Raw genomic sequence first — 22656 nt, forward strand, 5'->3', positions numbered from 1 at the left:
AGCGGGCAGGGTTCGGGCGGAGCGGAGCGGTCCCCTTAGACTCACGCTTTGGCCATGGTTGGGCCGGTGAGAGCAAACGTCGTAGAACTGTCTTGAGGGCGGGTTCACGGCCGAGGTGGAGGCGAAGGCATGGAGGGGAAGCACGCGGCTGCCGTCGCGGCCGACCCGGCGGTCGGCAGCGGCTACTTCGACGCGTACGCCGCGATGGGCCTGATGGCCGTCGTCGGGGTGCTCTTCGTCGCCGTGGCGTTCACCGCCAACCGGCTGCTGCGGCCCGTGGTGTACTCGCCCGAGAAACTCCTCGCCTACGAGTGCGGGGTGGACCCGGTGGGCGAGGACTGGGCGCACACCCAGATCCGCTACTACGTGTACGCCTTCCTGTACGTGATCTTCGCGGTGGACGCGATCTACCTGTTCCCCTGGGCGACCGTCTTCGCCACCGCCGGGTACGGCGCCGGGACGCTGATCGAGATGTTCCTGTTCATCGGCTTCCTCGCGGTCGGGCTGCTCTACGCCTGGAAGAAGGGCGTTCTGGAATGGACGTGACGCACTCCCACTCGCACGGCGGCGCACAGGGCGGTCCCGTCCCGCTCGGCCTGCCGGACCCCGCGCGCCCCGGCGCCGTCGAGCGCCGCGGCCTCGGCCCGCTGGCCCGGCTCGCGCCGGACCCGGTCAAGGTGGTGCTCAACTGGGGGCGCCGCTACAGCCTCTGGTGCTTCAACTTCGGGCTGGCCTGCTGCGCGATCGAGTTCATCGCCGCCTCGATGGCCAAACACGACTTCATCCGGATGGGTGTCATCCCGTTCGCGCCCGGACCCCGTCAGGCTGATCTGATGATCGTCTCCGGGACGGTCACCGACAAGATGGCGCCCGCCGTCAAGCGCCTCTACGAGCAGATGCCCGAGCCGAAGTACGTCATCTCCTTCGGCGCCTGCTCCAACTCCGGCGGCCCCTACTGGGACTCCTACTCGGTCACCAAGGGCGTGGACCAGATCATCCCGGTGGACGTCTACGTGCCCGGCTGCCCGCCGCGGCCGGAGGCGCTGCTCCAGGGCATCCTCAAGCTCCAGGAGAAGATCGCCGCCGAGTCCCTGCCGGACCGCTACACCGTGCCCGCGCCCGCGGCGGCGCTGCGCCGGCCGCTGGTGGCCGGGCCGTCGGGGGCTTCCGCGGCCGGTGCCGCGAGCGGCTCCGCGGCAGGCTCCGCGCCCGGGACCGCGGCCGGTTCCGCGGCAGGCTCCGCGGCCGGTTCCGCGGCCGGCGCTTCGACCGAGGGAGGGGTCTCGTGACATCCGCCGAGCAGTACGCGGCGTCGGTCGGGGAGTGGGCGACCGGCGCCGAGGCGTACGGGCTGGTCACCGTCGACGTCCCCGCCGAGCACTGGACCGAGGCGCTCACCAACGCCCGGGACGTCCTGGGCCTGGGCTTCTTCGACTGGCTGAGCGCCGTCGACGAGCTCGCCGAGGGCTTCTCCGTGGTCGCCCACCTGGCCGCCGTCGAGGCGCCCGGCGTCCGGCACCTCGCGCTGCGCACCCGGGTGCCGCGCGACCGGGCCGCGCTGCCGACCGCCGTCCCGGTGTACGCCGGTGCCGCCTGGCACGAGCGCGAGACCCACGAGATGTTCGGCATCGACTTCCCCGGGCACCCCCACCTGGCCACCCTGCTGCTGCCGGACGGCTTCGAGGGGAACCCGCTGCGCAAGGAGTTCGTGCTCGCGGCCCGGGTCGCCAAGGACTGGCCGGGCGCCAAGGAGCCCGGTGAGTCCGACCACGGCGGCGGGCCGGCCCGGCGCAAGATGCAGCCGGCCGGCGTGCCGGACCCGAACGAGTGGGGGCCGCTCAAGGGCACCCTGTCGCCGGTCGCCGAGCGGCCCGCGCGCGGTGCGCGGGCGGCGGGGGCGGCGGCGCGGACGCCCCGGGCGGCTGCGGCCGCCGGTGCGGGCGCGGGCGCCGGTGCGGGCGCTGGTGCGGCCGGTGCGGGTGCGGCTGCCGCGGGCGCCGAGGGCGGCGCCCCGGTGCGGGCGGACCGGCCGCGGCGGACCCGGTCGGTGTCCGAGGGGTCGGCTAGCCAGGCGGCCGCCGAGGCTCCCGCGGCCGCTCCGGCCGAGGGCACCCCGCCGGTGCGGGCGGACCGGCCGCGACGGACCCGGTCGGTGTCCGAGGGGTCGGCCAGTCAGACGGCCGCCGAGGCTCCCGCCGAACCGGCCGCCGAGCCGACGGCCGAGCCCGCGGCTCCCGTACGGCCCCGGCCTTCCGACGCGCCCCGGTCCTCCGACGCGCCCTGGCACAACCCGGTGCCCGCCCACGAGGAGAAGCCTTCGGGCGAGAAGCCGGGCGGGCCCGCTGAACCCGCTGAACCCGTTGAGCCCGCTGAGCCCGCTGAGCCCGCCGAGCCCGCCGAGCCGGGCAAGCCGGTCGAGCAGAAGGACGAGACCTCGGCCGGACCGGCCGACCAGGACGGAGAAGGCGCGTGAACCTGCTCGACACGGTGCTGCGCTGCGTCGCCACCCTCGTCGTCTTCCTGGTCCTCCCGCTGGTCATCGGCCAGACCGAGCACAAGGTCATGGCGCACATGCAGGGCCGGCTCGGCCCGATGTACGCGGGCGGCTTCCACGGCTGGGCGCAGCTCGTCGCGGACGGCGTGAAGTTCGCGCAGAAGGAGGACATCGTCCCGGCCGGGGCGGACCGCCGGGTCTTCCAGCTGGCGCCCGCCGTCTCGCTGCTGCCGTACCTCTTCGTGCTGCTGGCGATCCCGGTCGGCCCGGACGGCTTCGTCGGCCAGGCGATCGACGCCGGGCTGTTCTTCGTGCTCGCCGTGATGGGCGTCGGCGTGATCGGCAAGCTGATGGCCGGCTGGGCCTCGGCGAACAAGTTCTCGCTGCTCGGCGGCCTGCGCACGGCCGCGCAGCTGATGTCGTACGAGCTGCCGCTGGTGCTGGCGGCGGCCTCGGTGGCGATGGCCGCCGGCACGCTGTCGCTGCCCGGGATCGTGGACGCCTGGGAGTGGTACTGGCTGCCCTGGCAGCTGATCGGGGCGTTCGTCTTCTTCACGGCCGGGCTGGCCGAGCTCCAGCGCCCGCCGTTCGACATGCCGATCGCCGACTCGGAGATCATCTTCGGCGCGTACACCGAGTACACCGGCCTGCGGTTCGCCCTGTTCCTGCTGTCCGAGTACGTGGGCATCCTGGTGGTGTCCGCACTGACCGCGGTGCTCTTCCTGGGCGGCTGGCACGGACCGCTGCCGGACCAGCTCGGCTGGCTCTGGATGATCCTCAAGACCTTCGCGCTGGCCTTCGTGGTCATCTGGCTGCGGGTCACCTACCCGCGTCTGCGCGAGGACCAGCTGATGCGCTTCGCGTGGACGGTGCTGATCCCGCTCGCGCTGGTCCAGCTGGCCCTCACCGGCATCATCAAGGTGGCGATCTCATGAGTTTCCCCGGTATCGGGCTCGCCAAGGGCCTGGCCGTGACGCTGCGGACGATGACGAGGAAGAGCGTCACCGCGCAGTACCCCGACGTGCAGCCGGTGCTGCCGCCGCGTTCGCGCGGCGTCATCGCGCTGTTGGAGGAGAACTGCACGGTCTGCATGCTCTGCGCGCGCGAGTGCCCGGACTGGTGCATCTACATCGACTCCCACAAGGAGACGCTGCCGGCCGCCGAGCCGAACGCCCGGGCCCGCACCCGCAACGTGCTGGACCGGTTCGCCATCGACTTCTCGCTCTGCATGTACTGCGGGATCTGCATCGAGGTCTGCCCCTTCGACGCGCTGTTCTGGTCGCCGGAGTTCGAGTACGCGGAGACCGACATCCACGAGCTGACCCACGAGCGGGAGAAGCTCCGCGAGTGGATGTGGACCGTCCCCGCGCCGCCGGCGCTGGACCCGGCGGCCGAGGAGCCCAAGGAGATGGCCACCGCGCGCAAGGCCGCGGACAAGCTGGCGGCCGCCGCCGCGGCGGCCCTCGAGGAGAAGGGTGACGACGCGTGACCGGTGCCACCACGCTTCTCGCGGCGACCGGCTCCCTGGAGCCGGCCGCCCGTTCGTTCCTGTCCCCGACCGGGCAGGAGATCGTCTTCCTGCTGGTCGGGATCGCCGTGCTCGGCTCGGCCGTGGTCTCGGTGACCACCCGGCAGCTGGTGCACGCCGCGCTCTGGCTGGTGGTCGCGCTCGGCGGGCTGGCGGTGGAGTTCCTGCTGCTCACGGCCGAGTTCATCGCCTGGGTGCAGGTGCTGATCTACCTCGGCTCGGTGGTCGTCCTGGTGCTGTTCGGGCTGATGCTCACCAAGGCGCCGATCGGGCGCTCGCCGGACGCCGACTCCAAGAACCGCTGGGTGGCCCTGGTCGTGGCGCTGGCCGCGGCCGGGACGCTGGTCACGCTGGTGGTCGACGCCTTCCGGACCTCCTGGATCGACCTCGGCCAAGGCGGCGGCTCGGCCGCCGTCACCGGGGCCAGCCTGTTCCGGCACTGGGTGCTGCCCTTCGAGGCGCTGTCCGTGCTGCTGCTGGCGGCGCTGGTCGGCGCGATCGTGCTGTCGCGCGGCTCGGGGCGGCGGGTGCCGCCGCCCCGGGTGGGCAGGCTGCGCGCCGGGCGGCCGGTCGGGTCCAACGGGACGGTCGCCGCGAACGCGGCCGCGAACGTGAACGCGACGACTACGGCCGCTCCCGCTGCTCCGTCCGCGCCGTCCGCGTCGGAGGAGAGCTGATGCACCTCGCCTACCCCGCCGTCCTCGCCGCGCTGCTGTTCAGCGTCGGCGTGTACGGCGTGCTCGCCCGGCGCAACGCCGTCCTGGTGCTGATGTCCGTCGAGCTGATGCTCAACGCCGTCAACCTCAACCTGGTCGCCTTCGACGCGTGGCTGCGGGACTCGCTGCACGCCGGGCAGGCGCTCACCCTGTTCACCATCACCGTCGCCGCCGCCGAGGTCGGGCTGGGGCTCGCCATCGTCCTGCTGCTGTTCCGGGCCCGGGGCACCGCGGACATCGACCGGGCCACCGCGCTCGGCGACCCGGGCGAGGCGCTCGCCGTCGAGGAGACGCCGGTCGGCGCCGGGACGCCGACCGGAGCCGAGGCACTGAAGGGCCAGGCCGCCGCATGAACCTCGCCCTGCCCGTACTCGTCCCCGCGCTGCCCGCGCTCGGCGCCGCCGCGACCCTGGCCGTCGGCCGGAAGGCGCCCGGGCTGGCCCGGCCGCTGGCGATCGTCCCGGTCGCCGTCGCGGCCGTGCTCGCCCTGGTGGTCGCCCTCCAGCTCGGCACCGGCCGGACCCTGGACGCCGGCACCCGGCTCACCCCGACCGGCGGCCCGGACATCACGCTCGGCCTCCACCTGGACGGCTTCAGCTCGCTGATCTCCGTGCTGGTCGGCCTGGTCGCCACCTGCGTCCAGGTCTACTCGACCGCGTACCTCAAGGAGGACCCGCGCTACCCCTCGTACGCGGCGCTGGTCTCGCTGTTCACCGCGGCGATGTTCCTGGTGGTCTACTCGGGCGACCTGATCGTGCTGCTGGTCGGCTGGGAGGTCATGGGCCTGTGCTCGTACTTCCTGATCGGCCACCACTGGGAGACCGCGGACGCCCGCTCGGCCTCGCTGAAGGCCTTCCTGGTCACCAAGCTCGGTGACGTGCCGTTCCTGTTCGGGATCTTCCTGCTCGGCGCGGACGCCGGCAGCTTCCGCGTCCCGGACGTGCTGGCGGCCGCGACGGAGGGCCGGCTCGGGCACCCGACGCTGACCGCGCTGCTGTTGCTCGCCGGCGTGGCCGGCAAGAGCGCCCAGTTCCCGCTGCACACCTGGCTCCCGGACGCGATGGCCGGCCCGACCCCGGTGTCCGCGCTGATCCACGCCGCCACCATGGTCGCGGCCGGCATCTACCTGGTCGCCCGGCTGCTGCCGGTGTTCCTGCTGTCGGGCGCGGCGCTGGTCGTGCTCGCGGTGATGGCCGCCGTGACGATGATCGGCTCGGCGCTCTGCGCGCTCGCCCAGGACGACCTCAAACGGGTGCTCGCCTACTCCACCGTCGGCCAGCTCGGCTACATGGCCGGCGCGCTGGCCAGCGGGGACCGCGAGGCCTCGGTCTTCCACCTGGTCAGCCACGGCGCGTTCAAGGCGCTGCTGTTCCTGGCCGCCGGCGTGGTGATCCACGCCGCGCACACCAACTCGATCTCCGCGATGTCCCGCATGCCCGGGCTGCGCAAGCGGGTGCCGGACGCCTACTGGACGACGGGCATCGCGCTCGTCGCCCTGGTCGGGCTGCCGCCGTTCTCCGGCTTCTTCAGCAAGGAGGCGGTGCTGACCGCCGCCGAGCACGCCGCCAACGGCGAGGCGCTGACCAACGGGCTCGGCCCGGCCTCGGCGGTGCCGCAGGCGGCCGGGTGGATCGTGCTGATCTCCGCCGGGCTCACCGCGCTGCTCACCGCCGCGTACGCGACCAGGCTCTTCCTGCTGGCGTTCCACAGCCCGGCCGGGGCCGCCGTGCCGACGGCCGCGGCCGCCAAGGCCCGGGTCCAGGCCCCGGTACCGGCACCGGCCGACCACGAGGCCGGCGCGCCGTACTCGCCCGAACTCGACGAGGCCGACCCGGCCACCGCCGAGCCGCCCGCGATGCGCTGGCCGCTCTGGGTGCTGGCCGTGCCGACCATGGGCTTCGGCATCGTCGGCCTGCGCTCGGACTGGCTGCCCGCGCTCCTGGACGGCGGCTCGCTGCGGCCCTCCGCGGTCACCGCCGTCACCGGGACCGGGCTCGCCGCGGTCGGCGTGATCGCCGCGTACGGCGCCTGGCGCTCGGCGACCGCCCGGCTGGGCACCGGCCGCCCGGCCCCGGCCGGAGGTTGGGGGAGGGTGCCCGAGCAGGGCGGAGCCCCGGCCGCCGAGGTGATCGTCGCCGACCCCGGGCGCACCCTGCTGGGCCCGCTGTTCGGCCCGGCCCGGCACGGCTTCGGCGTCGACCGGCTCTACCACGCGCTGTTCGTCCGCCCGGTGGGCGCCGCCGCGAAGCTGGTCCGCTTCCTCGACCGCGAGGTCGTCGAGACCTACGTGCGCGGCAGCGGAGCGGGCGCCAACCTGCTCGGCCGGGCCGTCCGGCTCGCGCAGACCGGCAACGCGCAGACGTACCTCAGCGCCCTGCTGGCCGGCGTCGTCCTGCTGGCCGTCCTGGTGGCGGTGTAGCCGGTGCTGCTGTCCTCGACCTCCGCCACCTCGACCGCTGCTGGGAGCCCCCGATGAACGCAGTCCTCATCGCCCTCCTGCTGCTGCCGCTGCTCGGTGCCGCACTCACCCTGGCGCCGGTGTTCGGGCCGGACCGGGCCGTGGCCGACCGGCGGGCCCTGCGGCTGAACACCGTCGTCACCGGCGCGGTGCTCCTGCTCGCCGTCGCCCTCGCGGCCGGCTTCGACCACGACGAACCCGCCCGGATGCAGGCCACCACCGACGTGTCCTGGATCCCGGCCCTGCACGTGCGCCTCCACCTCGGCGTGGACGGCGTCTCGCTGCCGCTGGTCGTGCTGACCGCGCTGCTCACCTTCCTCTGCGCGCTGTACTCGGAGAAGCGGCTGCCGGACGGGGAGACCGTGCCCTCGGCGCAGGCCTTCGTCGGGCTGTTCCTCCTGCTCGAGGTCGGCATGCTCGCCACCTTCGCGGTCCTGGACCTCCTGCTCTTCTTCCTGGCCTTCGAGATCGTGCTGATCCCGATGTACTTCCTGATCGCCCGCTGGGGGAGCGGCGCGAAGGTGCCGTCCGCCAACCGCTTCATCCTCTACACGCTGCTCGGCTCGGCCGTGATGCTGCTCGGCTTCCTGCTGATCGGCAGCAAGGCCGGCACCTTCGACATGCAGGCCCTGGCCGCCGCGCACGGCAGCGGCCTGAGCCACACCACCCAGGTGATCGCCGCGCTGGCGATCCTGGTCGGGCTCGCGGTCAAGGCCCCCGCCTGGCCGCTGCACAGCTGGCTCCCCGACGCGCACACCGCCGCCCCGACGGTGGGCTCGGTGCTGCTCGCCGGCGTGCTGCTGAAGATGGGCACCTACGGCCTGGTCCGCGTCCTCCTCCCGGTCGTGCCGGACGGCGCCGCCACCCTGGCCCCCTATCTGGGAGCCTTCGCGGCCGTCGGCATCGTCTACGGCTCACTGGCCTGCCTGGCGCTGGCCCGCCCCGGCGCCAAGGGCGACCTCAAGCGCCTGATCGCGTACTCCTCCGTCGGCCACATGGGCTTCGTGCTGCTCGGCATCGCCTCCCTCACCCCGGTGGGCGTCAACGGCGCGCTGTTCGCCAACATCGCCCACGGCCTGATCACCGGCCTGCTGTTCTTCGTCGTCGGTGCGCTCAAGGACCGCTACGGCACGGCCGACCTCGACACCCTGGCCGGCGCCACCGGCGCCGCCCTGTACGGCCGGGCCCCGCGGCTCGGCGTACTGCTCGCCTTCGCCGCCGTCGCCAGCCTCGGGCTGCCCGGCCTGGCCGGCTTCTGGGGCGAGCTGCTCGCCATGTTCGGCGCGTTCGACCCGGCCGCCGGCCTGTCGCGCCCCGCGTTCGTCACCTACATGGTCCTGGCCGGCCTCGGCACCCTCCTCACCGCCGCGTACCTCCTGATCGTGGTCAAGCGCGTCTGCATGGGCGACCCCGAGCAGCCCGCCCCGGTGGCCGAGCTCGCCGACCTGCGCCCGTACGAGGCCGTCAGCTGGACGCCGCTGGCCGCGCTCACCCTGCTCGCCGGACTCTGGCCCGCGCTGCTGCTCGGCCTCTCCGACCCCGCCGTCAAGCACCTCCTCGGGGGTGGCTGACCGTGCTCGCAGCCCAGACCGCCGCACTCGGACCTCACTCCACGGGGCAGCACACTGTGACCTCCCTCGCCGTAGCCAACCCGGGCAGCCTGATCCAGTCCGTGGACTGGGTGGCGATCGCGCCCCCGCTGATCGCCGCCGTGGCCGCCCTCGCCGTGCTGCTCACGGACCTGTTCCTGCCCGAGCGGCACAAGAAGTGGCTCGGCCGCCTCACCGCGGCCGGACTCGCCCTCGCCCTCATCGCGCTCCTTCCCCTCACCGGATCGTCACCCCGCGCCACCTTCTGCGTGCAGAACGTAGCAGGGGGGTCCGACAACGGCGGCTGCTCGTACGTCGCCGACCACTTCGCCCTGGTGTTCCAGCTGCTCGCCCTCGGCGGCGCGCTGATCGCGGCGCTGCTGTCGACGCACACCGTGGAGGACGAGAAGCTGCCGCGCGGCGAGTACTGGTTCCTGCTGCTCTCCAGCGCCACCGGCGCCGCCCTGCTGCCCGCCTCCCGGGACCTCGCCACCATGGTGATCGCCCTGGAGGTCGCCTCGCTGCCCGCCTTCGCCCTGGTCGCGCTGCGCCGGGACGGCCGGGGCGCCGAGGCCGCGTTCAAGTTCTTCGTCTCCTCGGTGACCGCGACCGCCGTGATGCTGCTCGGCGTCGGCTTCGTCTACGCGGCGAGCGGCAGCCTGCACCTCGGCGCCGTCGCCCAAGGCCTGGAGCACGCCCCCGGACAGCTCAGGCCGCTGGCCGAGGCGGGCGCGGTGCTCACTCTGGTCGGCTTCGCCTTCAAGGTCGCCGCCGTCCCGTTCCACTTCTGGGTGCCCGACACCTACACCGGCGCTCCGCTGCCGGTGGCCGGCTACCTCTCGGTGGTCGGCAAGGCGGCCGGCCTGTCCGGGCTCGCGCTCGCCACCACCGTCGCCTTCCGCCCGTACGCCCACACCTGGGGCCTGGTGCTCGCGGTGCTGGCCGCCGTCACCATGACCGTCGGCAACGTCGGCGCGCTGCGGCAGCGCTTCGACACCCGGTACAGCGCGGTGCGGCTGCTCGCCTGGTCCTCGGTCGGCCAGGCCGGGTACCTGCTGGTGCCGCTCGCCGCGGCCGGCTACGCGCCCACCGGCGTCGACCCGCTCGGCGCCACCGCCGCGTACGCGCTGATCTACGGCGTGGTGAACCTCGGCGCCTTCGGGGTGGTCGCCGCCGTCGGCCGCCGGGCCGGGACCAGCGTGGACGACTTCCGCGGCCTGTTCGCCCGCAACCGCTGGACGGCGCTGGCGCTCGCCTTCTTCCTGCTCTGCCTGGCCGGGCTGCCGCCGGGCGTGGTCGGCCTGTTCGGCAAGGTCGTGGTGTTCCGCGCGGCGGTCGACGCCGGGCTGGGCTGGCTGGCCGTGGTGATGGCCGTCAATGTGGTCGTCGCCCTGTACTACTACCTGCTCTGGACGGCCCGGCTGTTCGCCCCGGCGGGCGACGCGCCCCTCGAGGCGGCCGCCGCCGGGCACCGCCTGCCGGTGAGCCTCACCGCGACGCTGGGGCTCACCGCCTCCGCCGCCGTGGTCCTCTCGGTGGCGCCGCAGCTGGTCCTCCAGGTGGCGGGCGGCTCGCTGTTCTGAGCCCGGGCCGGGCCGTGGTTCCGGGCCCGGGTCGGGCCGATCCGGGGGTGAGGCCGGGCCGCTCCGCCGTGACGGCCCGGTGACGGTGCGGTGGTACCGGGGGTGCGGCCCGGCGGTGTCACGTCGGTCACAAGGGAACAAGGTCCCCGGCCCCACCCGTTGACCGGGCAAGAGGGACGAGGCAGAAAGGGCTTCCCCACCGCACCATCGGAGGGCCTGACGTGCACAGCCGGCACAACGGACTGAGGACCGCCGTCCTGCTCGGAGGCCTCTCCGCGCTGATCCTGGTGATCGGCGGCCTCTTCGGCCGCACCGGCTTCGTGATCGCCCTGCTGGTCGCCCTCGGGACCAACGCCTACGCCTACTGGAACAGCGACAAGCTCGCGCTGCGGGCCATGCGGGCCCGGCCGGTCAGCGAGTTCGAGGCACCCGGGCTGTACCGGATCGTCCGCGAGCTCTCCACCTCCGCCCGCCAGCCGATGCCCCGCCTCTACATCTCCCCGACCCCGGCCCCGAACGCCTTCGCCACCGGCCGCAACCCGCGCAACGCGGCGGTCTGCTGCACCGAGGGCATCCTGGGGATCCTGGACGAACGCGAGCTGCGGGGCGTGCTCGGGCACGAGCTGAGCCACGTCTACAACCGGGACATCCTGATCTCCTCGGTGGCCGGGGCGCTCGCCTCGGTGGTGATGTTCCTGGTGAACTTCGCCTGGCTGGTGCCGTTCGGGCGCAGCGACGACGACGACGGCCCGGGGCTGTTCGGGATGCTCGCCATCATGATCCTCGGCCCGCTCGCGGCCGGGCTGATCCAGATGGCGGTCAGCCGTTCCCGCGAGTACCAGGCCGACGCCGACGGCGCCCGGATCACCGGGGACCCGCTCGCCCTCGCGAACGCCCTGCGCAAGCTCGACGCGGGCACCCGTCAGCTGCCCCTGCCGCCCGAGCCGCAGCTCCAGACCGCGAGCCACATGATGATCGCCAGCCCGTTCCGGCCCGGCGAGGCCGGTGCGCGGCTCTTCTCCACCCACCCGCCGATGGCCGAGCGGATCGCCCGCCTGGAGCGGATGGCGGGCGGGCGGGTCTAGCAGCGCCCCGGGGCGTCAGTCCGCGAGCTCCTCGTACGCGAGCCGCAGCCGGTGGACGCCCTCGGCGACCTGGGCGGAGCTCTCGGCGGCGGCATAGCTGAGCCGGAGGTGGGGGGCCGGGGGCTCGGCGGGGTGGTACGGGCGGCCGGGGGAGAGCTGGACGCCGGCGCGCAGGGCGGCCCTGGCGAGGGTGGTGTCGTCGACGCCGTCGGGGAAGCACAGCCACAGGTGGTAGCCGCCGGGGCGGTGGGTGCCGACGACGCCGGGCAGCTCGCGGTGCAGGGCGGCGACGGCGGCGGTGCGGCGGTCGCGCAGTTCGGCGCCGAGGGTGCGCAGGTGGCGGGCCCAGGCGGGGTCGGAGACCAGTTCCAGGGTGGCCTCCTGGAGCGGCCGGGGCACGAAGAAGCTGTCCACCACCTGGGTGGCCCGCAGCCGGGCCAGCGCCGGGCCGCGCGCGGTGAGGGCGCCGACCCGCAGGTTGGGGGAGGCCGCCTTGGTCAGCGAGCGCAGGTGCACCACGACCCCGTCCCGGTCGTCGGCGGCGAGCGGGCGCGGCAGCGCGGGGGCGTCCGCGTGGACCAGCAGCCGGGCGAAGTCGTCCTCGACCACGAAGGCCCCGGCCGCCCGCGAGATCCGCAGCACCTCCTCCCGCCGTACGGGCGACAGCACCGCGCCGGTGGGGTTCTGGAACAGCGGCTGGCAGAGGAAGACCCGCGCCCGGGTGGCCGCGAAGGCCTCCGCCAGCAGGTCGGTGCGCACGCCGTCGGCGTCGACCGGCACCGGGACGGGCCGCAGCCCGGCCGCCCGGACGACCGCCAGGATGCCCGAGTACGTCGGCGACTCCACCAGCACCGGCGAGCCGGGCGCGGCGAGCGCCCGCATGGCGACGGTCAGCCCGCTCTGCCCGCCGGCGGTGATCAGGACGTCCCCGGCGCCGATCGGCCCGCCGTGGCCGCCGATGTCGCGGGCGAACCAGCCGCGCAGTTCGGTCAGCCCGTCGGTGGGCGGGCGGTCCCAGGCGCCCGGCCGCCGGCCGGCCCGGGCGAGGACGGCGGCGAGCAGCCGTTCGGGCAGCAGCGAGGCGTGCGGGTAGCCGCTGTTGAGGTCGATGACGTCGGGCGCGGGCACCCGGAGGGTGTCGAACACCGGGGCGGCGAGCAGGTCGCGCGGGCCGGAGTCGGCGCTGAGCGCGATCTCCTGCCAGGAGAGGTCGCCGGTCCGGCCGGCCGGCGGGGCGGGGACGGCCGGGGCCGCGGCGAAGGCGGCCGCCCGGAACACCCCGGCGCCCGGCCGGGAGACCACGAGCCCCTCGGCGACGAGCACCGCGATGGCCCGGGAGACCGTCACCGGGCTGACCTGGTGGCGTTCCACCAGCGCCCGGCTGGCGGGCAGTTTCCGCCCCTCCGGGTAGCGCTCCACTTCCCGCCGCAGGATGTCGGCGAGTTCGGTCACGCTGCTACGCTCGTTCATGACGGCACAAGATAGCGCTATCCGCTCGAAGGCGATAGCACCTCGACCGGCCCCAGCTTCCGGCACCGCCCTCGCGGCCCTCGGGGTGGCCTCCTTCTCGCTCACCTTCCCCGCCACCGCGTGGGCCCTGACCGGCTTCGGCCCGTGGACCGCGACCGGTCTGCGCGGCGTCCTGGCCGCTGTGCTGGCCGCGCTCTACCTGCTGGCCGTCCGCGCCCGGCCGCCGCGGCGGGGGCAGTGGCCCGGGCTGCTGGTGGTCTCGGCCGGCTGCGTCCTCGGCTTCCCGCTGCTCACCACGCTCGCCCTGCGCACCTCCTCGACCGCCCACTCGGCGGTGGTCATCGGCGTGCTGCCGCTGGCCACGGCGGTGGTCTCGGCGCTGCGCACCGGCCGTCGGCCGTCCGGGGCGTTCTGGGCGGCGGCGCTCGCCGGGGCCGCGGCGGTGCTCGCCTTCACCCTGGTCCAGAGCCACGGCCGGCCGACCGCCGCCGACCTCTACCTCTTCGTGGCGGTGCTGCTCTGCGCCGCCGGGTACGCCGAGGGCGGGCGGCTCTCCCGGGACCTGCCGGGCGGGCAGGTGATCGCCTGGGCGGTGCTGGTCGCGCTGCCCGCGACGCTGCTGACCGCCGTGCTCGGGCTGGGCGCCGAGCCGGTCCGGCTCGGGGCGAAGGCGCTGGCCGGGCTGGCGTACACGGCGGCGGTCTCGCAGCTCGGCGGGCTCGTGCTCTGGTACCGGGGAATGGCCGCGATCGGGGTGCCGAGGGCCAGCCAGCTCCAGCTCGCGCAGCCGCTGCTGACCCTGGTCTGGTCGGTGCTGCTGCTCGGCGAGCACCTGCCGGCCGCGGCGCCGGTCACCGCGGTGGTGGTGCTGGTCTGCATCGCGGTGACCCAGCGGGCCCGGAGCTGACCCGGCGGACGGGACGCGGGTGCGCCTGATCGGGAGAGGCCCGCCCAGGAGCCGCCGAAGGCGGCGCCGTACGCCCCCGAACCCTCGCTCCGACCGGATCGGCGCGGCCCCGCGCTCGTTAGGATGAACCCGCGCCCGCCGGTCCGGGCGCGGCATCCGGAGGGAGTGGGCCGTCATGGCAGACCAGAGGCACGCCCCGACGGCCGGGGACGCGCCGCCCCGACGACGAGGCCAGGGCGAGCTGGAGGCGCAGGTGCTCGCGGTGCTCCAGCAGGCGCCCGGCCCGGCCGCCGCGGGGTGGGTCCAGGAACGCCTGGAGGGCGACCTGGCGTACACCACCGTGATGACCATCCTGTCCCGGCTGCACGCCAAGAACGCCGTGACCCGGACCCGCGCCGGCCGTTCCTACCTGTGGCAGGCCTCCGCGGACGCCGCCGGGCTGGCCGCGCTGCGGATGCGCCGGATGCTCGACGGGGAGGCCGACCGGGACGCGGTCCTGGCCAGTTTCGTCAGCGCGCTGCTGCCGCACGACGAGGAACTGCTGCGGGCGCTGCTGGACGCCGCGTCCGCCGATCCGGCGGCGCCCGACCGTGAGAGCTGACCCGTGGGCTTCTTCGTCTTCCTCCCGCTCGTCCTGCCGCTCACCGCGGTCCCGATCGCGCGCCTGACCGAGCAGCACCTGCATCCGCGCGGCGCGGCCCGGCTGATGACCGTGATCAGCGCGGTGATGGCGGTGTGCAGCGTGCTCTGCCTCGGACTGATCGGCGTGGTCGGCACCGCGCAGATCCCCGGCAACCCGCTGCCGGACAGCTGGTCCGACCCGGAGGTGCGGGCCGCGCTGCCGTACCACGAGACGGTCGGCACGGCCGCGATGTGGCTGCTGGCCCTGGTGGTCCTGGCCTGCGCCCGGACGGTCGTCCGGCACCTGCGGGTGCGGAACCGGGCCCGCCGGGCGCTGAGCGGGCTGCCCGCGGAGCCGGGGGAGTCCGGCGACCTCGCGGTGCTGCCGGACCACAGCCCGTACGCCTACGCGCTGCCCGGCTCGCCCGGCCGGGTGGTGGTCTCCACCGGGATGCTGGCCGGCCTGGCCGCCGACGAGCGCGAGGCGCTGCTCGCGCACGAGCGGGCGCACCTGCGCCACCGGCACCACCGGTACCTGCTGACCACCCAGCTCGCCGCCTGCGTCAACCCGTTCCTGCGGCCGCTGCAGCACGCGGTGGCGTTCAGCGCGGAGCGGTGGGCGGACGAGGAGTCGGCGCAGGCCGTGGGGGACCGCCGGATCACCGCGCGGGCGGTGGCCCGGGCGGCGCTGGTCTCGCACGCCGCCCCGGCCCCCGGCTTCGCGGCCTTCGCGACGCCGACCGCGGCGGCGGCCGCGGCCGGCCCGGTGCCGCGCCGGGTCGCCGCGCTGCTCGGCCCGGTGCCGACCTCCCGCAACTGGCCGCCGGCCAAGACCCCGGCGGGCCTGGCGGCGATGGTCGCGGCGATCGGCACGGCGGTGTCGGCGCTGTGCGCGCTGAACGCCGCCGTGGCCCTGCTGGTGGTGCTCAAGGCCGTCACCCCGCTGTAGCGGCCGCCCGGCCAGGCCTGTCAGGGCGGCTCAGAGCGTCGCGGCCAGCTCGTCGAGGGCGGCCTCGGCCGCCGCCAGCGACTCGGCGGCGAGCGGTTGGAGGGCGTTCAGCGCCGGGACGTCCGCGGCCCTGGTGAGCTCGGCGGTGACCACGTGCAGGTGCTCCGGCGCGACCCCGATCCGGTCGAAGTACGCCCGCAGGTACGGGACCTGGAAGTCGCAGTGGGCGCGCGGGGTGCCCAGTGCGTAGCCGCCGCCGCGGACGGCGACGACCACCACGCGGGTGTCGCGCAGCAGCGGCTCGCCGGTCTCCGGGTCGTGGTGGACGCCGGGGAAGGTGACCCGGTCGATCCACGCCTTGAGGCCGGCCGAGACGGTGTAGTTGTACATCGGGCTGCCGACCAGCAGGGTGCCGGCGGCCCGCAGCTCCTCGATCAGCGGGCGGCTGAGCGTCCACTCGTGCGCCTCGTCCGGCCCTTCGGCGAGGCGGCCGATGTCGTCCAGCGGGAGTATCCCCTTGCGCTCGGTGCGGCGGCCGAGGGCGTCGTAGGCGGCGCGCACCGGGGGCACCGGGTCGGCGGCGAGGTCGCGGTACCGGTACCGGTCCCGGCCGGCGGTGCCGTGCCGGGCGTGCCAGGCGTCGGCGAAGCGGGCGGTCAGGGCGCGGCTTACCGAGCCGGACGGGCTGATGCTGGAGTCCAGGTGGAGCAGCGTGGTGGAGGTCATGGTGGTCTCCCGGTCACCTCGGAGGAGGACGGATCGTCATAGCGGTGACGGGCCGCGCCGAGGAAAGGTGACCGATGGACCGGGACGCGATGTCGGGAGCGGCGGCCGGGGCGGCGGCGGCCCCGGGGCGGCGGGCCGAGGCGCCGGAGGAGCGCTTCGAGGCCGAGCGCGGCCGGCTGCGGGCGATCGCCCAGCGGATGCTCGGCTCGACCGGCGAGGCCGAGGACGCCGTGCAGGAGGCCTGGCTGAGGCTGGTCCGCACCGGTCCGGCGGAGATCGACAACCTGCCCGGCTGGCTGACCACGGTGGTCTCCAGGATCTGCCTGGACCTGCTGCGGGCCCGGGCCGCGCGCCGCGAGGAGCCGGCCGACGAGGCGCTGCCGGAGGCGGCGGGCGGCGGCCCGGAGCCGGAGCGGGAGGCGCTGCTGGTCGAGTCGGTGGGCCGGGCGCTGCTCGTGGTGCTGGACCGGCTGGGCCCGGCCGAGCGGGTCGCCTTCGTGCTGCACGACGGCTTCGCGGTGCCCTTCGACCAGATCGCGCCGATCGTCGGGCGGACCCCGGTGGCCGCGAAGAAGCTGGCCAGCCGGGCCCGGCAGCGGGTCCGGGGGACGGCCGCGCTGCCCCCGGAGCCGCTGGCCGGGCACCGGCGGGTGGTGGAGGCCTTCCTGGCCGCCGCCCGGGGCGGGGACCTGGCCGACCTGCTGGCCGTCCTGGCGCCGGACGTGGTGCGCCGGGCCGATCCGGCGGCGCTGCCACCGGGCCGCGCCCTGGTGGCCCGGGGCGCGCAGGCCGTCGCCCGGGAGACCACGGTCTTCGGCCGCCGGGCCCGCTACGGCGCGGTGGCCTTGGTGGACGGGGTGCCCGGGATCCTGATCGCCCCGGACGGGCGGCTGCGGCTGGTGCTGCGGATGGCGGTCGCGGACGGCCGGGTGGCCGGCTACGAGGTGGTGGCCGATCCGGCCCGGCTCGCCGCGCTCGACCTGGCCGTGCTGCCGTGGCCCGGGTGACTGCCGTCGGGGTGGGCGCTGCGGCGGGGCACGGGGCGGTCAGTCGGCGATCCGGACCAGCATCTTGCCGGTGTTCTCGCCGCGCAGCATGCCGAGGAAGGCGTCCACCACCCGGTCGAAGCCGTCCACGACCGTCTCGTCCGGGACGACGGCGCCCGAGCGCAGGTGCGGGACGAGGAAGTCGTACAGCTCCGGCCGGGCGTCGAGGTGGTCGCGGACCAGGAAGCCCTCCAGCCGCAGGCTCTTCCCGACCACGTCGAACAGGTTGCGCGGGGCGGCCGGCGGGTTCCCGAGCCGGTTGTACTGGGCGACCGCGCCGCACCAGGCGATCCGGCCGCGCTCGCGCAGGGCGCCGATGGCGGCCTCCAGGTGGTCGCCGCCGACGTTGTCCAGGTAGACGTGCAGCCCCTCCGGCGCGGCCTCGCGCAGCCGGTCCGCGATCGGGCCGTCGTGGTAGTCGAAGGCGGCGTCGAAGCCGAGCCGCTCGGTGAGGCGGGCGGCCTTGGCGGCGGAGCCGGTGCTGCCGACGATCCGGCCGGCGCCGAGCAGGCGGGCGAGCTGTCCGGCGGCGGTGCCGACGCCGCCCGCGGCCGCCGAGACGAAGAGCGTCTCGCCGGGCTGGAGCCGGGCGATCCTGGTCAGCGCGACCCAGGCGGACAGGCCGGTGCCGCCGAGCACCGACAGGTGGGCGCTGAGCGGGACGTCGGCGAGGTCGGGGAGCAGGCTCGCCCGTTCGGCGGTGACCACCGAGAGGGTGCGCCAGGCCTGGCGGTGCTGGACCAGCGCCCCGACCGGCAGGGCGTCGGCCCGGGACTCCACCACCCGGCCGAGGGTGCGCCCCTCCAGCGGGGCGTGCAGAGCCCAGCCGCCCTCCTCCATCTCCTCGCGCATGTACGGGTCGACGGACTGGTAGAGGTTCTCGACGAGGGCCTCGCCCGCCGCGAGGGCCGGGACGGTCTCGTCGACGAAGGCGAAGTCCGCGGCGGTCGGCGCGCCGTCGGGGCGGGCGACCAGGTGGACGGCGCGGGTGGTGGGACGGGACATCGGGGCTGCTCCAGGTGCGCGGGGGGCTTGGCGGGACGTGATCACCGTAGGAAGCGCGGGAGCGGCCGGGCAGGGGCGGCGGTTGATGGAACGGGCCGGTCCATGAGCAGGATCGATGGATCGCGGGCCCGCGGATTAGATTCGGGCGCATGACCGATCTCGCCCCGCACGAGCTGCGGACCCTGGTCGCCGTCGAGGAGGAGCGGAGCTTCACGGCGGCCGCCGCACGCCTGGGCACCACCCAGTCCGCGGTCTCGCACGCCGTCCGCGCCTGCGAGCGGAAGCTGGGCACGGTGCTCTTCGACCGCGGGCGCCACGGCGCACGCCCCACCGAGGGCGGCGCGCGGGCGGTGGCGTACGCCCGCCGGATCCTGCGGCTGCTGGACGCGATGGGCCCCGAGGTGCGCGGCGCGGGAGCGGACGGGCCGCTGACCGGCACCCTGCGGATCGCAGCCTTCCGCAGCGCCGCCGCCCACCTGCTGCCACCCGTCCTGGCCCGGCTCGCCGAGCGCCACCCCGGGCTCGGCACCCGGGTCCGGATCGTCCGGGAGCTCGGCCGGGGCAGCGCCGGGGAGGTCGCCGACGGGCGCGCCGACCTCGGGCTGGCAACGCTCGACGCGAGCGGCCCGCCGCCCGTCCCGGGCCTGGTCGCGGTGCGGCTGTACGAGGAGTCGTACGCGCTCGCGCACCCGCAGGGCCACCCGGCGCCGCGCGAACTCCCGCTGGTCGACTGGGACGAGAACTGCGGCTCGTACACCCGGGACTGGTGGCAGCGGCAGGACTGGATCCCGCCCGCGACCGTGGACGTGGAGGACGACACGGTGGCCGTCTCGCTGGTCGCCCAGGGCCTCGGCATGGCGATCATGCCCCGGACCGCCCTGCTCGGCGCCCCGGCCGGCCTCGCCGTCACCGACCTCGGGCCGCGGCCGCCCAGCCGCTCCGTCGGGTACGTCACCACGCCCGAGCTGGCCGGGACGGCCGCCGTCCGGGCGCTGATCCGGGAACTGCGCGAACTGCCGCTGCCCGCCGGGCTGGTGGCGGCCCGGCCCTCGGGGGCGGCACGTCCTTCGGCACCGGCCGGGGCTCCGGAAGAGGCCCCGGCCCCGGCGGCCGCTCAGCCCCCGACGGCCTCCCGGAGCCTGCGGAACTCCTCGGCCAGCCCGTCCAGGGTGTAGTGGGCGTTGAGGCCGCTGGGGTTCGGCAGCACCCACACCTCGGTGTCGCCGATGCCCTCCGGCTGCCGCCCGAGCGGGGCCCGGCGCTGCCCGAAGGCCGTCCGGTAGGCGCCGATGCCGAGCACGGCCAGGGCGCGCGGGCGCAGCCGCAGCACCCGCTCGCGCAGGGCGGCGCCGCCCTCGCGCAGCTCCTCGGTGGTCAGCTCGTCCGCCTTGGCGGTGGCGCGCGGGGCGACGTTGGTGATGCCCAGCCCGAGCGCGAGCAACTCCCGCTGCTCGTCCGGGCGGTACTGGCGCCCGGTGAAGCCGGAGCGGTGCAGGGCGGGCCAGAAGCGGTTGCCCGGGCGGGCGAAGTGGTGGCCGGTGGCGCCGGACCACAGGCCCGGGTTGATGCCGCAGAACAGCACCCGCAGCCCGGGCCCGGAGACGTCCGGGATGGTGCTGTCCTTGGCGGCCAGCAGCTGCTCGGCGGTGGGCTTCATCGGTGCGCTCGGATTCACCCGGCCAAGTCTGCCGTGCCCTTGGCGGGGGCCTCCGTCCGGGCCGTGCCCTCGGCCGGGGCCTCGGTCGCGTCCTCGGCCGAGGCCTCCGTACGGACCGGGGCCGGGGCCTGGGCCGTGCCTTCGGCCGTCGCCTCGGTACGGACCGGGGTCGGGGCCGCGAGCGGGGCCGAGGCCCTGGCCGCCCGGCGGTCGCGCAGCCGGCGCAGGCCGAACACCACCGCGGCCGCGTACGCCCAGCCGACGAAGACGTCGATGATGAAGTGCTCCGCGCCGTACACCAGGGTGAAGGTCATCGCGAGCGGGTAGGCGACCAGCACCGCCCGCAGCCAGCGCTTGGCGGTGGGCCAGAAGAAGAACAGCAGCATCGCCGGGTAGGCGGAGTGCAGCGAGGGCATCGCGGCGACGTCGTTGGCGAACTGGCTGCCGTTCTCCAGCAGCGAGTCGGCCTGCGGCAGCCCGCTCACCGAGATGACCTCCCAGACCACCCGGGACAGGTGCGGCAGGTTGCCCTCCTGGGCGACCAGCCACGGCGGGTCGGCCGGGTAGAGGAGGTAGGTGGCGAAGCCCGCGAAGGTGAGCGTCAGGTAGGCGGCGAGCAGTTGGCGGAAGCGCTGGTGGGCGCGCCGCCAGAGCACCGCGAGCAGCAGGAAGACGACGAAGAAGTGCGAGAGGTAGACGGCCACCGCGGCGTAGTCGTACCAGTGCGGCGAGCCGGCGGTGTAGAGGGCGTGCTGGAGCCGGACGGTCCAGGTCTCGCCGAAGCCGAGCACCTCGTCGAAGCGCAGCTGCGGCAGCCAGTGCGGGGCCCACGGGGTGTGCGCGCCGTAGCCGCGCAGCAGCGAGTACGTCCACACCACGGCCATCACCGGGACCCAGTCGCGCAGGACCAGGAGGAAGCCGCGGGGGCCGTGCCCGCTGTGCACGGCGCCGGTCAGCAGGGCGGCGATCAGCCAGAGGAACAGCACGTCGTTGGCCGCGGGGATGCCCTCGGTGCGCAGGAACCAGAGGAGGCACGTCAGGTAGAGCGGCCAGGCCAGCCATCGGAGTCTCGACCAGCCCGTCACGCGGGGGCGGGGCGGAGGCACCGGGCGCGGCTGCCCGGCCCGCACGTCGTGCGGGGCCGGGGAGAGGGTCTTGGTCATGCGCACTGAAACTAGCAACCCAAACTTGGAGGTCTCTGGGTGAAATATGACCGGATCGTAAGAACGTCCGACCCGGTCGTCACCCGGTTCGACACACGGTCAGGCACCGGAAGGCGCCCTCGGGCACCTGCGGACACCGTCGGGCGCCTTCCGGCACCGTCCGGCGGCCTCAGGCCACGATGCCCAGCTCGTGCGGGGTGTTGTTGAAGCGGCGGCCGCCGGCCGGGGTGACGGTGACGATGTCCTCGATCCGCACCCCGAACCGGCCGGGCAGGTAGATCCCGGGCTCGATGGAGAAGCACATGCCGGGCACCAGCGGCCGCTCCTCGCCCTCGACCAGGTACGGAGGTTCGTGCGTGGTGGTGCCGATGCCGTGGCCGGTGCGGTGGATGAAGTACTCGCCGTACCCGCCCTCGGTGATCACCCGGCGGGCGATCCGGTCGATCTCCTGGCAGCCGACGCCGGGCCGGACCGCCTCGAAGGCGGTCTGCTGGGCCAGCCGGACCAGCTCGTGCACCGTCCGCACCTCGTCCGGCACGTCCGGGCCGACGTGCACGGTCCGGGTGGTGTCGGAGCCGTAGCCGTCCTTGAGACCGCCGAAGTCCAGTACCACCGTGTCACCCGTACGGATGACCCGCTCACCGGCCTCGTGGTGCGGGTCGGCGCCGTTCGGGCCGGAGCCGACCACGGTGAAGTCCACCTGGCTGTGCCCGTACTGGATGAGCAGCGCGCCGAGGTCGGCGGCCACGTCGGTCTCCCGGCGGCCGGCGAAGGGGACCTCCAGGATGCCCCGGTAGGCGGCGTCCGCCGCGCCGCCGGCCGAGGCCAGCCGCTCCAGCTCCTCGGTGTCCTTGACGGCGCGCAGCATCGGCAGGCTGTCGGTGAGCGAGGTGAAGGAGACGCCGGGCAGCGCGGCCTGGAAGCCGAGCAGGTGCAGGGCCCAGGTGTTGTCGGAGACGCCGTACCGGCCGGCCGGGTCGAGCAGCGGGCCCGCGGTGGCGAACGGGTCCTCGCCGTCGGACCAGTCGAGCAGCCGGACGGCCGGGGCGCCGACCGCCTTCTCGGCGTCCGGACGTTCCAATTTGGGAACCACCAGGGTGGGTTCGCGTCCGGCCGCGAGCACGAGGGCGGTCAGCCGCTCGGTGATCGCGGTGGGCGAGTAGCCGCACAGGTAGGCCAGGTCGGGGCCGGGGGCGACGACCAGGCCGGCCAGTCCGGCGGCGGTCGCCTCGGCGGTGGCACGGGTCATCCGGTCGGTGTGGTCCTGCACGGTGAAGGGGCGGGGCACGGCGGTTCCTCCTCTGGGGCCGGACGGGCTCTGCTGAGCCTCCGTCGCGTCAACTCCATCACTTCCGGGAGGAGTTGGTGAAGCCCTCGGGGGAGCCCCGGCGGGCCGGCGCGGTTCCGGCGGGTCCGGCGCTCCCCGGCGTGGGCCGCCGCGGTCCCCGGCGGAGGCCGGTCCTGCCGGTCCTGTTGGCCCTGCTGGTGCGATCGCTCCTGCCGACAGCCGGAGCGCCAGCGCCAGGACGAGGCCGAGCAGGGTGCGGGCCGGCCCGCGGAGCGCCAGGGCCGGTGCGGCGGCGGCCGTCCGGTTCGGCGGGGGTCTGTCCGGCGCATGCATGCGGTCCTCCTCCGTACGGCCCCGGCCGGGAGCGCCCG

Annotated in this window: 22 protein-coding genes; 16 read left to right on the top strand and 6 right to left on the bottom strand. The window is 75.2% G+C overall.

What is annotated here, in order from left to right; translation table 11 throughout:
* Positions 1–129 precede the first annotated feature (129 nt).
* From ACWDD9_RS14740 to htpX, 11 genes are all read left to right on the top strand, one after another.
* Positions 130–546, top strand: coding sequence for an NADH-quinone oxidoreductase subunit A (locus ACWDD9_RS14740; protein ID WP_049657666.1), 417 nt, complete (start codon positions 130–132; stop codon positions 544–546).
* Positions 537–1289, top strand: a complete 753-nt coding sequence (locus tag ACWDD9_RS14745; protein WP_449811769.1) for an NADH-quinone oxidoreductase subunit B — start codon at positions 537–539, stop codon at positions 1287–1289. The genes ACWDD9_RS14740 and ACWDD9_RS14745 overlap by 10 nt, the downstream gene beginning before the upstream one ends.
* Positions 1286–2473 (top strand): NADH-quinone oxidoreductase subunit C, encoded by a 1188-nt coding sequence (locus ACWDD9_RS14750; RefSeq protein ID WP_449811770.1) that lies wholly within the window; start codon positions 1286–1288, stop codon positions 2471–2473. The genes ACWDD9_RS14745 and ACWDD9_RS14750 overlap by 4 nt, the downstream gene beginning before the upstream one ends.
* Positions 2470–3429, top strand: coding sequence for an NADH-quinone oxidoreductase subunit NuoH (gene nuoH, locus ACWDD9_RS14755; RefSeq protein ID WP_369808373.1), 960 nt, complete (start codon positions 2470–2472; stop codon positions 3427–3429). Before ACWDD9_RS14750 ends, nuoH begins: the two co-directional genes overlap by 4 nt.
* Positions 3426–3983: a NuoI/complex I 23 kDa subunit family protein gene (locus ACWDD9_RS14760; protein WP_049660446.1), complete on the top strand. Its 558-nt coding sequence runs from the start codon at positions 3426–3428 to the stop codon at positions 3981–3983. The genes nuoH and ACWDD9_RS14760 overlap by 4 nt, the downstream gene beginning before the upstream one ends.
* Positions 3980–4699 carry an NADH-quinone oxidoreductase subunit J family protein gene (locus tag ACWDD9_RS14765; RefSeq protein WP_449811771.1) on the top strand — a complete coding sequence of 240 codons (720 nt, stop codon included), beginning with the start codon at positions 3980–3982 and terminating at the stop codon, positions 4697–4699. The genes ACWDD9_RS14760 and ACWDD9_RS14765 overlap by 4 nt, the downstream gene beginning before the upstream one ends.
* Positions 4699–5091 (top strand): NADH-quinone oxidoreductase subunit NuoK, encoded by a 393-nt coding sequence (gene nuoK, locus ACWDD9_RS14770; protein ID WP_049660586.1) that lies wholly within the window; start codon positions 4699–4701, stop codon positions 5089–5091. Before ACWDD9_RS14765 ends, nuoK begins: the two co-directional genes overlap by 1 nt.
* Positions 5088–7157, top strand: coding sequence for an NADH-quinone oxidoreductase subunit 5 family protein (locus ACWDD9_RS14775; protein ID WP_117488277.1), 2070 nt, complete (start codon positions 5088–5090; stop codon positions 7155–7157). Before nuoK ends, ACWDD9_RS14775 begins: the two co-directional genes overlap by 4 nt.
* A gap of 53 nt (positions 7158–7210) precedes the next feature.
* The gene (locus tag ACWDD9_RS14780; protein ID WP_380776510.1) at positions 7211–8767 is read left to right on the top strand and encodes a complex I subunit 4 family protein; all 1557 of its coding nucleotides are present in this window, start codon (positions 7211–7213) and stop codon (positions 8765–8767) included.
* A gap of 56 nt (positions 8768–8823) precedes the next feature.
* A complete protein-coding gene (locus tag ACWDD9_RS14785; protein ID WP_449811772.1) occupies positions 8824–10368 on the top strand; it encodes an NADH-quinone oxidoreductase subunit N in 1545 nt (514 codons plus the stop codon).
* Positions 10369–10589: 221 nt separating this feature from the next.
* A complete protein-coding gene (gene htpX, locus ACWDD9_RS14790) occupies positions 10590–11453 on the top strand; it encodes a zinc metalloprotease HtpX (RefSeq protein WP_117488274.1) in 864 nt (287 codons plus the stop codon).
* Positions 11454–11468: 15 nt separating this feature from the next.
* On the opposite strand, the gene ACWDD9_RS14795 is transcribed toward htpX, so the two are convergent.
* On the bottom strand, positions 11469–12923 hold the full coding sequence (locus ACWDD9_RS14795; protein ID WP_449811773.1) for an aminotransferase-like domain-containing protein: 1455 nt from the start codon (positions 12921–12923) through the stop codon (positions 11469–11471).
* Here ACWDD9_RS14795 and ACWDD9_RS14800 point away from each other — a divergent pair.
* The 3 genes from ACWDD9_RS14800 to ACWDD9_RS14810 all read left to right on the top strand — a co-directional run bounded on the left by ACWDD9_RS14800 (position 12922) and on the right by ACWDD9_RS14810 (position 15400).
* Entirely contained in the window at positions 12922–13830 is a 909-nt protein-coding gene (locus ACWDD9_RS14800) for a DMT family transporter (RefSeq protein ID WP_375876935.1), read from the top strand. The two genes, ACWDD9_RS14795 and ACWDD9_RS14800, sit on opposite strands and share 2 nt — an antisense overlap.
* Before the next feature lie 175 nt (positions 13831–14005).
* Positions 14006–14431: a BlaI/MecI/CopY family transcriptional regulator gene (locus ACWDD9_RS14805; protein ID WP_049656591.1), complete on the top strand. Its 426-nt coding sequence runs from the start codon at positions 14006–14008 to the stop codon at positions 14429–14431.
* Positions 14432–14434: 3 nt separating this feature from the next.
* Positions 14435–15400 carry a M48 family metalloprotease gene (locus tag ACWDD9_RS14810; protein WP_375876934.1) on the top strand — a complete coding sequence of 322 codons (966 nt, stop codon included), beginning with the start codon at positions 14435–14437 and terminating at the stop codon, positions 15398–15400.
* Between the two features lie 30 nt (positions 15401–15430).
* Here the strand turns inward: ACWDD9_RS14810 and ACWDD9_RS14815 are convergent, their stop codons facing one another.
* Complete coding sequence (locus ACWDD9_RS14815; protein ID WP_449811774.1) at positions 15431–16126, bottom strand: NAD(P)H-dependent oxidoreductase; 696 nt, start codon at positions 16124–16126, stop codon at positions 15431–15433.
* Between the two features lie 89 nt (positions 16127–16215).
* Here ACWDD9_RS14815 and ACWDD9_RS14820 point away from each other — a divergent pair, with 89 nt between their 5' ends.
* Entirely contained in the window at positions 16216–17133 is a 918-nt protein-coding gene (locus ACWDD9_RS14820) for a sigma-70 family RNA polymerase sigma factor (RefSeq protein ID WP_117491778.1), read from the top strand.
* A gap of 39 nt (positions 17134–17172) precedes the next feature.
* On the opposite strand, the gene ACWDD9_RS14825 is transcribed toward ACWDD9_RS14820, so the two are convergent.
* On the bottom strand, positions 17173–18177 hold the full coding sequence (locus ACWDD9_RS14825) for an NADP-dependent oxidoreductase (protein ID WP_449811775.1): 1005 nt from the start codon (positions 18175–18177) through the stop codon (positions 17173–17175).
* 149 nt (positions 18178–18326) lie between these two features.
* Here ACWDD9_RS14825 and ACWDD9_RS14830 point away from each other — a divergent pair, with 149 nt between their 5' ends.
* Complete coding sequence (locus ACWDD9_RS14830) at positions 18327–19352, top strand: LysR family transcriptional regulator (protein WP_449811776.1); 1026 nt, start codon at positions 18327–18329, stop codon at positions 19350–19352.
* Here ACWDD9_RS14830 and mug read toward each other — a convergent pair.
* From mug to ACWDD9_RS14845, 3 genes are all read right to left on the bottom strand, one after another.
* Positions 19292–19834 (bottom strand): G/U mismatch-specific DNA glycosylase, encoded by a 543-nt coding sequence (gene mug, locus ACWDD9_RS14835; protein WP_049652089.1) that lies wholly within the window; start codon positions 19832–19834, stop codon positions 19292–19294. The genes ACWDD9_RS14830 and mug overlap by 61 nt on opposite strands.
* A 14-nt stretch (positions 19835–19848) precedes the next feature.
* Complete coding sequence (locus ACWDD9_RS14840) at positions 19849–20997, bottom strand: phosphatase PAP2 family protein (protein WP_449811777.1); 1149 nt, start codon at positions 20995–20997, stop codon at positions 19849–19851.
* 169 nt (positions 20998–21166) lie between these two features.
* Positions 21167–22246, bottom strand: a complete 1080-nt coding sequence (locus ACWDD9_RS14845) for a M24 family metallopeptidase (protein WP_375876952.1) — start codon at positions 22244–22246, stop codon at positions 21167–21169.
* Positions 22247–22656: the final 410 nt, after the last annotated feature.

The organism is Kitasatospora sp. NPDC001119, assembly GCF_053598475.1.

Bases quoted from the DNA above. Each gene is read 5' to 3' on its own strand.
- ACWDD9_RS14840 (WP_449811777.1), bottom strand. From the start codon at position 20,997: ATGACCAAGACCCTCTCCCCGGCCCCGCACGACGTGCGGGCCGGGCAG.
- ACWDD9_RS14745 (WP_449811769.1), top strand. From the start codon at position 537: ATGGACGTGACGCACTCCCACTCGCACGGCGGCGCACAGGGCGGTCCC.
- ACWDD9_RS14775 (WP_117488277.1), top strand. From the start codon at position 5,088: ATGAACCTCGCCCTGCCCGTACTCGTCCCCGCGCTGCCCGCGCTCGGC.
- ACWDD9_RS14800 (WP_375876935.1), top strand. From the start codon at position 12,922: ATGACGGCACAAGATAGCGCTATCCGCTCGAAGGCGATAGCACCTCGA.
- ACWDD9_RS14815 (WP_449811774.1), bottom strand. From the start codon at position 16,126: ATGACCTCCACCACGCTGCTCCACCTGGACTCCAGCATCAGCCCGTCC.
- nuoK (WP_049660586.1), top strand. From the start codon at position 4,699: ATGCACCTCGCCTACCCCGCCGTCCTCGCCGCGCTGCTGTTCAGCGTC.
- ACWDD9_RS14760 (WP_049660446.1), top strand. From the start codon at position 3,426: ATGAGTTTCCCCGGTATCGGGCTCGCCAAGGGCCTGGCCGTGACGCTG.
- ACWDD9_RS14805 (WP_049656591.1), top strand. From the start codon at position 14,006: ATGGCAGACCAGAGGCACGCCCCGACGGCCGGGGACGCGCCGCCCCGA.
- mug (WP_049652089.1), bottom strand. From the start codon at position 19,834: ATGAAGCCCACCGCCGAGCAGCTGCTGGCCGCCAAGGACAGCACCATC.
- ACWDD9_RS14820 (WP_117491778.1), top strand. From the start codon at position 16,216: ATGTCGGGAGCGGCGGCCGGGGCGGCGGCGGCCCCGGGGCGGCGGGCC.
- ACWDD9_RS14845 (WP_375876952.1), bottom strand. From the start codon at position 22,246: ATGACCCGTGCCACCGCCGAGGCGACCGCCGCCGGACTGGCCGGCCTG.
- ACWDD9_RS14825 (WP_449811775.1), bottom strand. From the start codon at position 18,177: ATGTCCCGTCCCACCACCCGCGCCGTCCACCTGGTCGCCCGCCCCGAC.
- ACWDD9_RS14780 (WP_380776510.1), top strand. From the start codon at position 7,211: ATGAACGCAGTCCTCATCGCCCTCCTGCTGCTGCCGCTGCTCGGTGCC.
- ACWDD9_RS14795 (WP_449811773.1), bottom strand. From the start codon at position 12,923: ATGAACGAGCGTAGCAGCGTGACCGAACTCGCCGACATCCTGCGGCGG.
- ACWDD9_RS14740 (WP_049657666.1), top strand. From the start codon at position 130: ATGGAGGGGAAGCACGCGGCTGCCGTCGCGGCCGACCCGGCGGTCGGC.
- ACWDD9_RS14830 (WP_449811776.1), top strand. From the start codon at position 18,327: ATGACCGATCTCGCCCCGCACGAGCTGCGGACCCTGGTCGCCGTCGAG.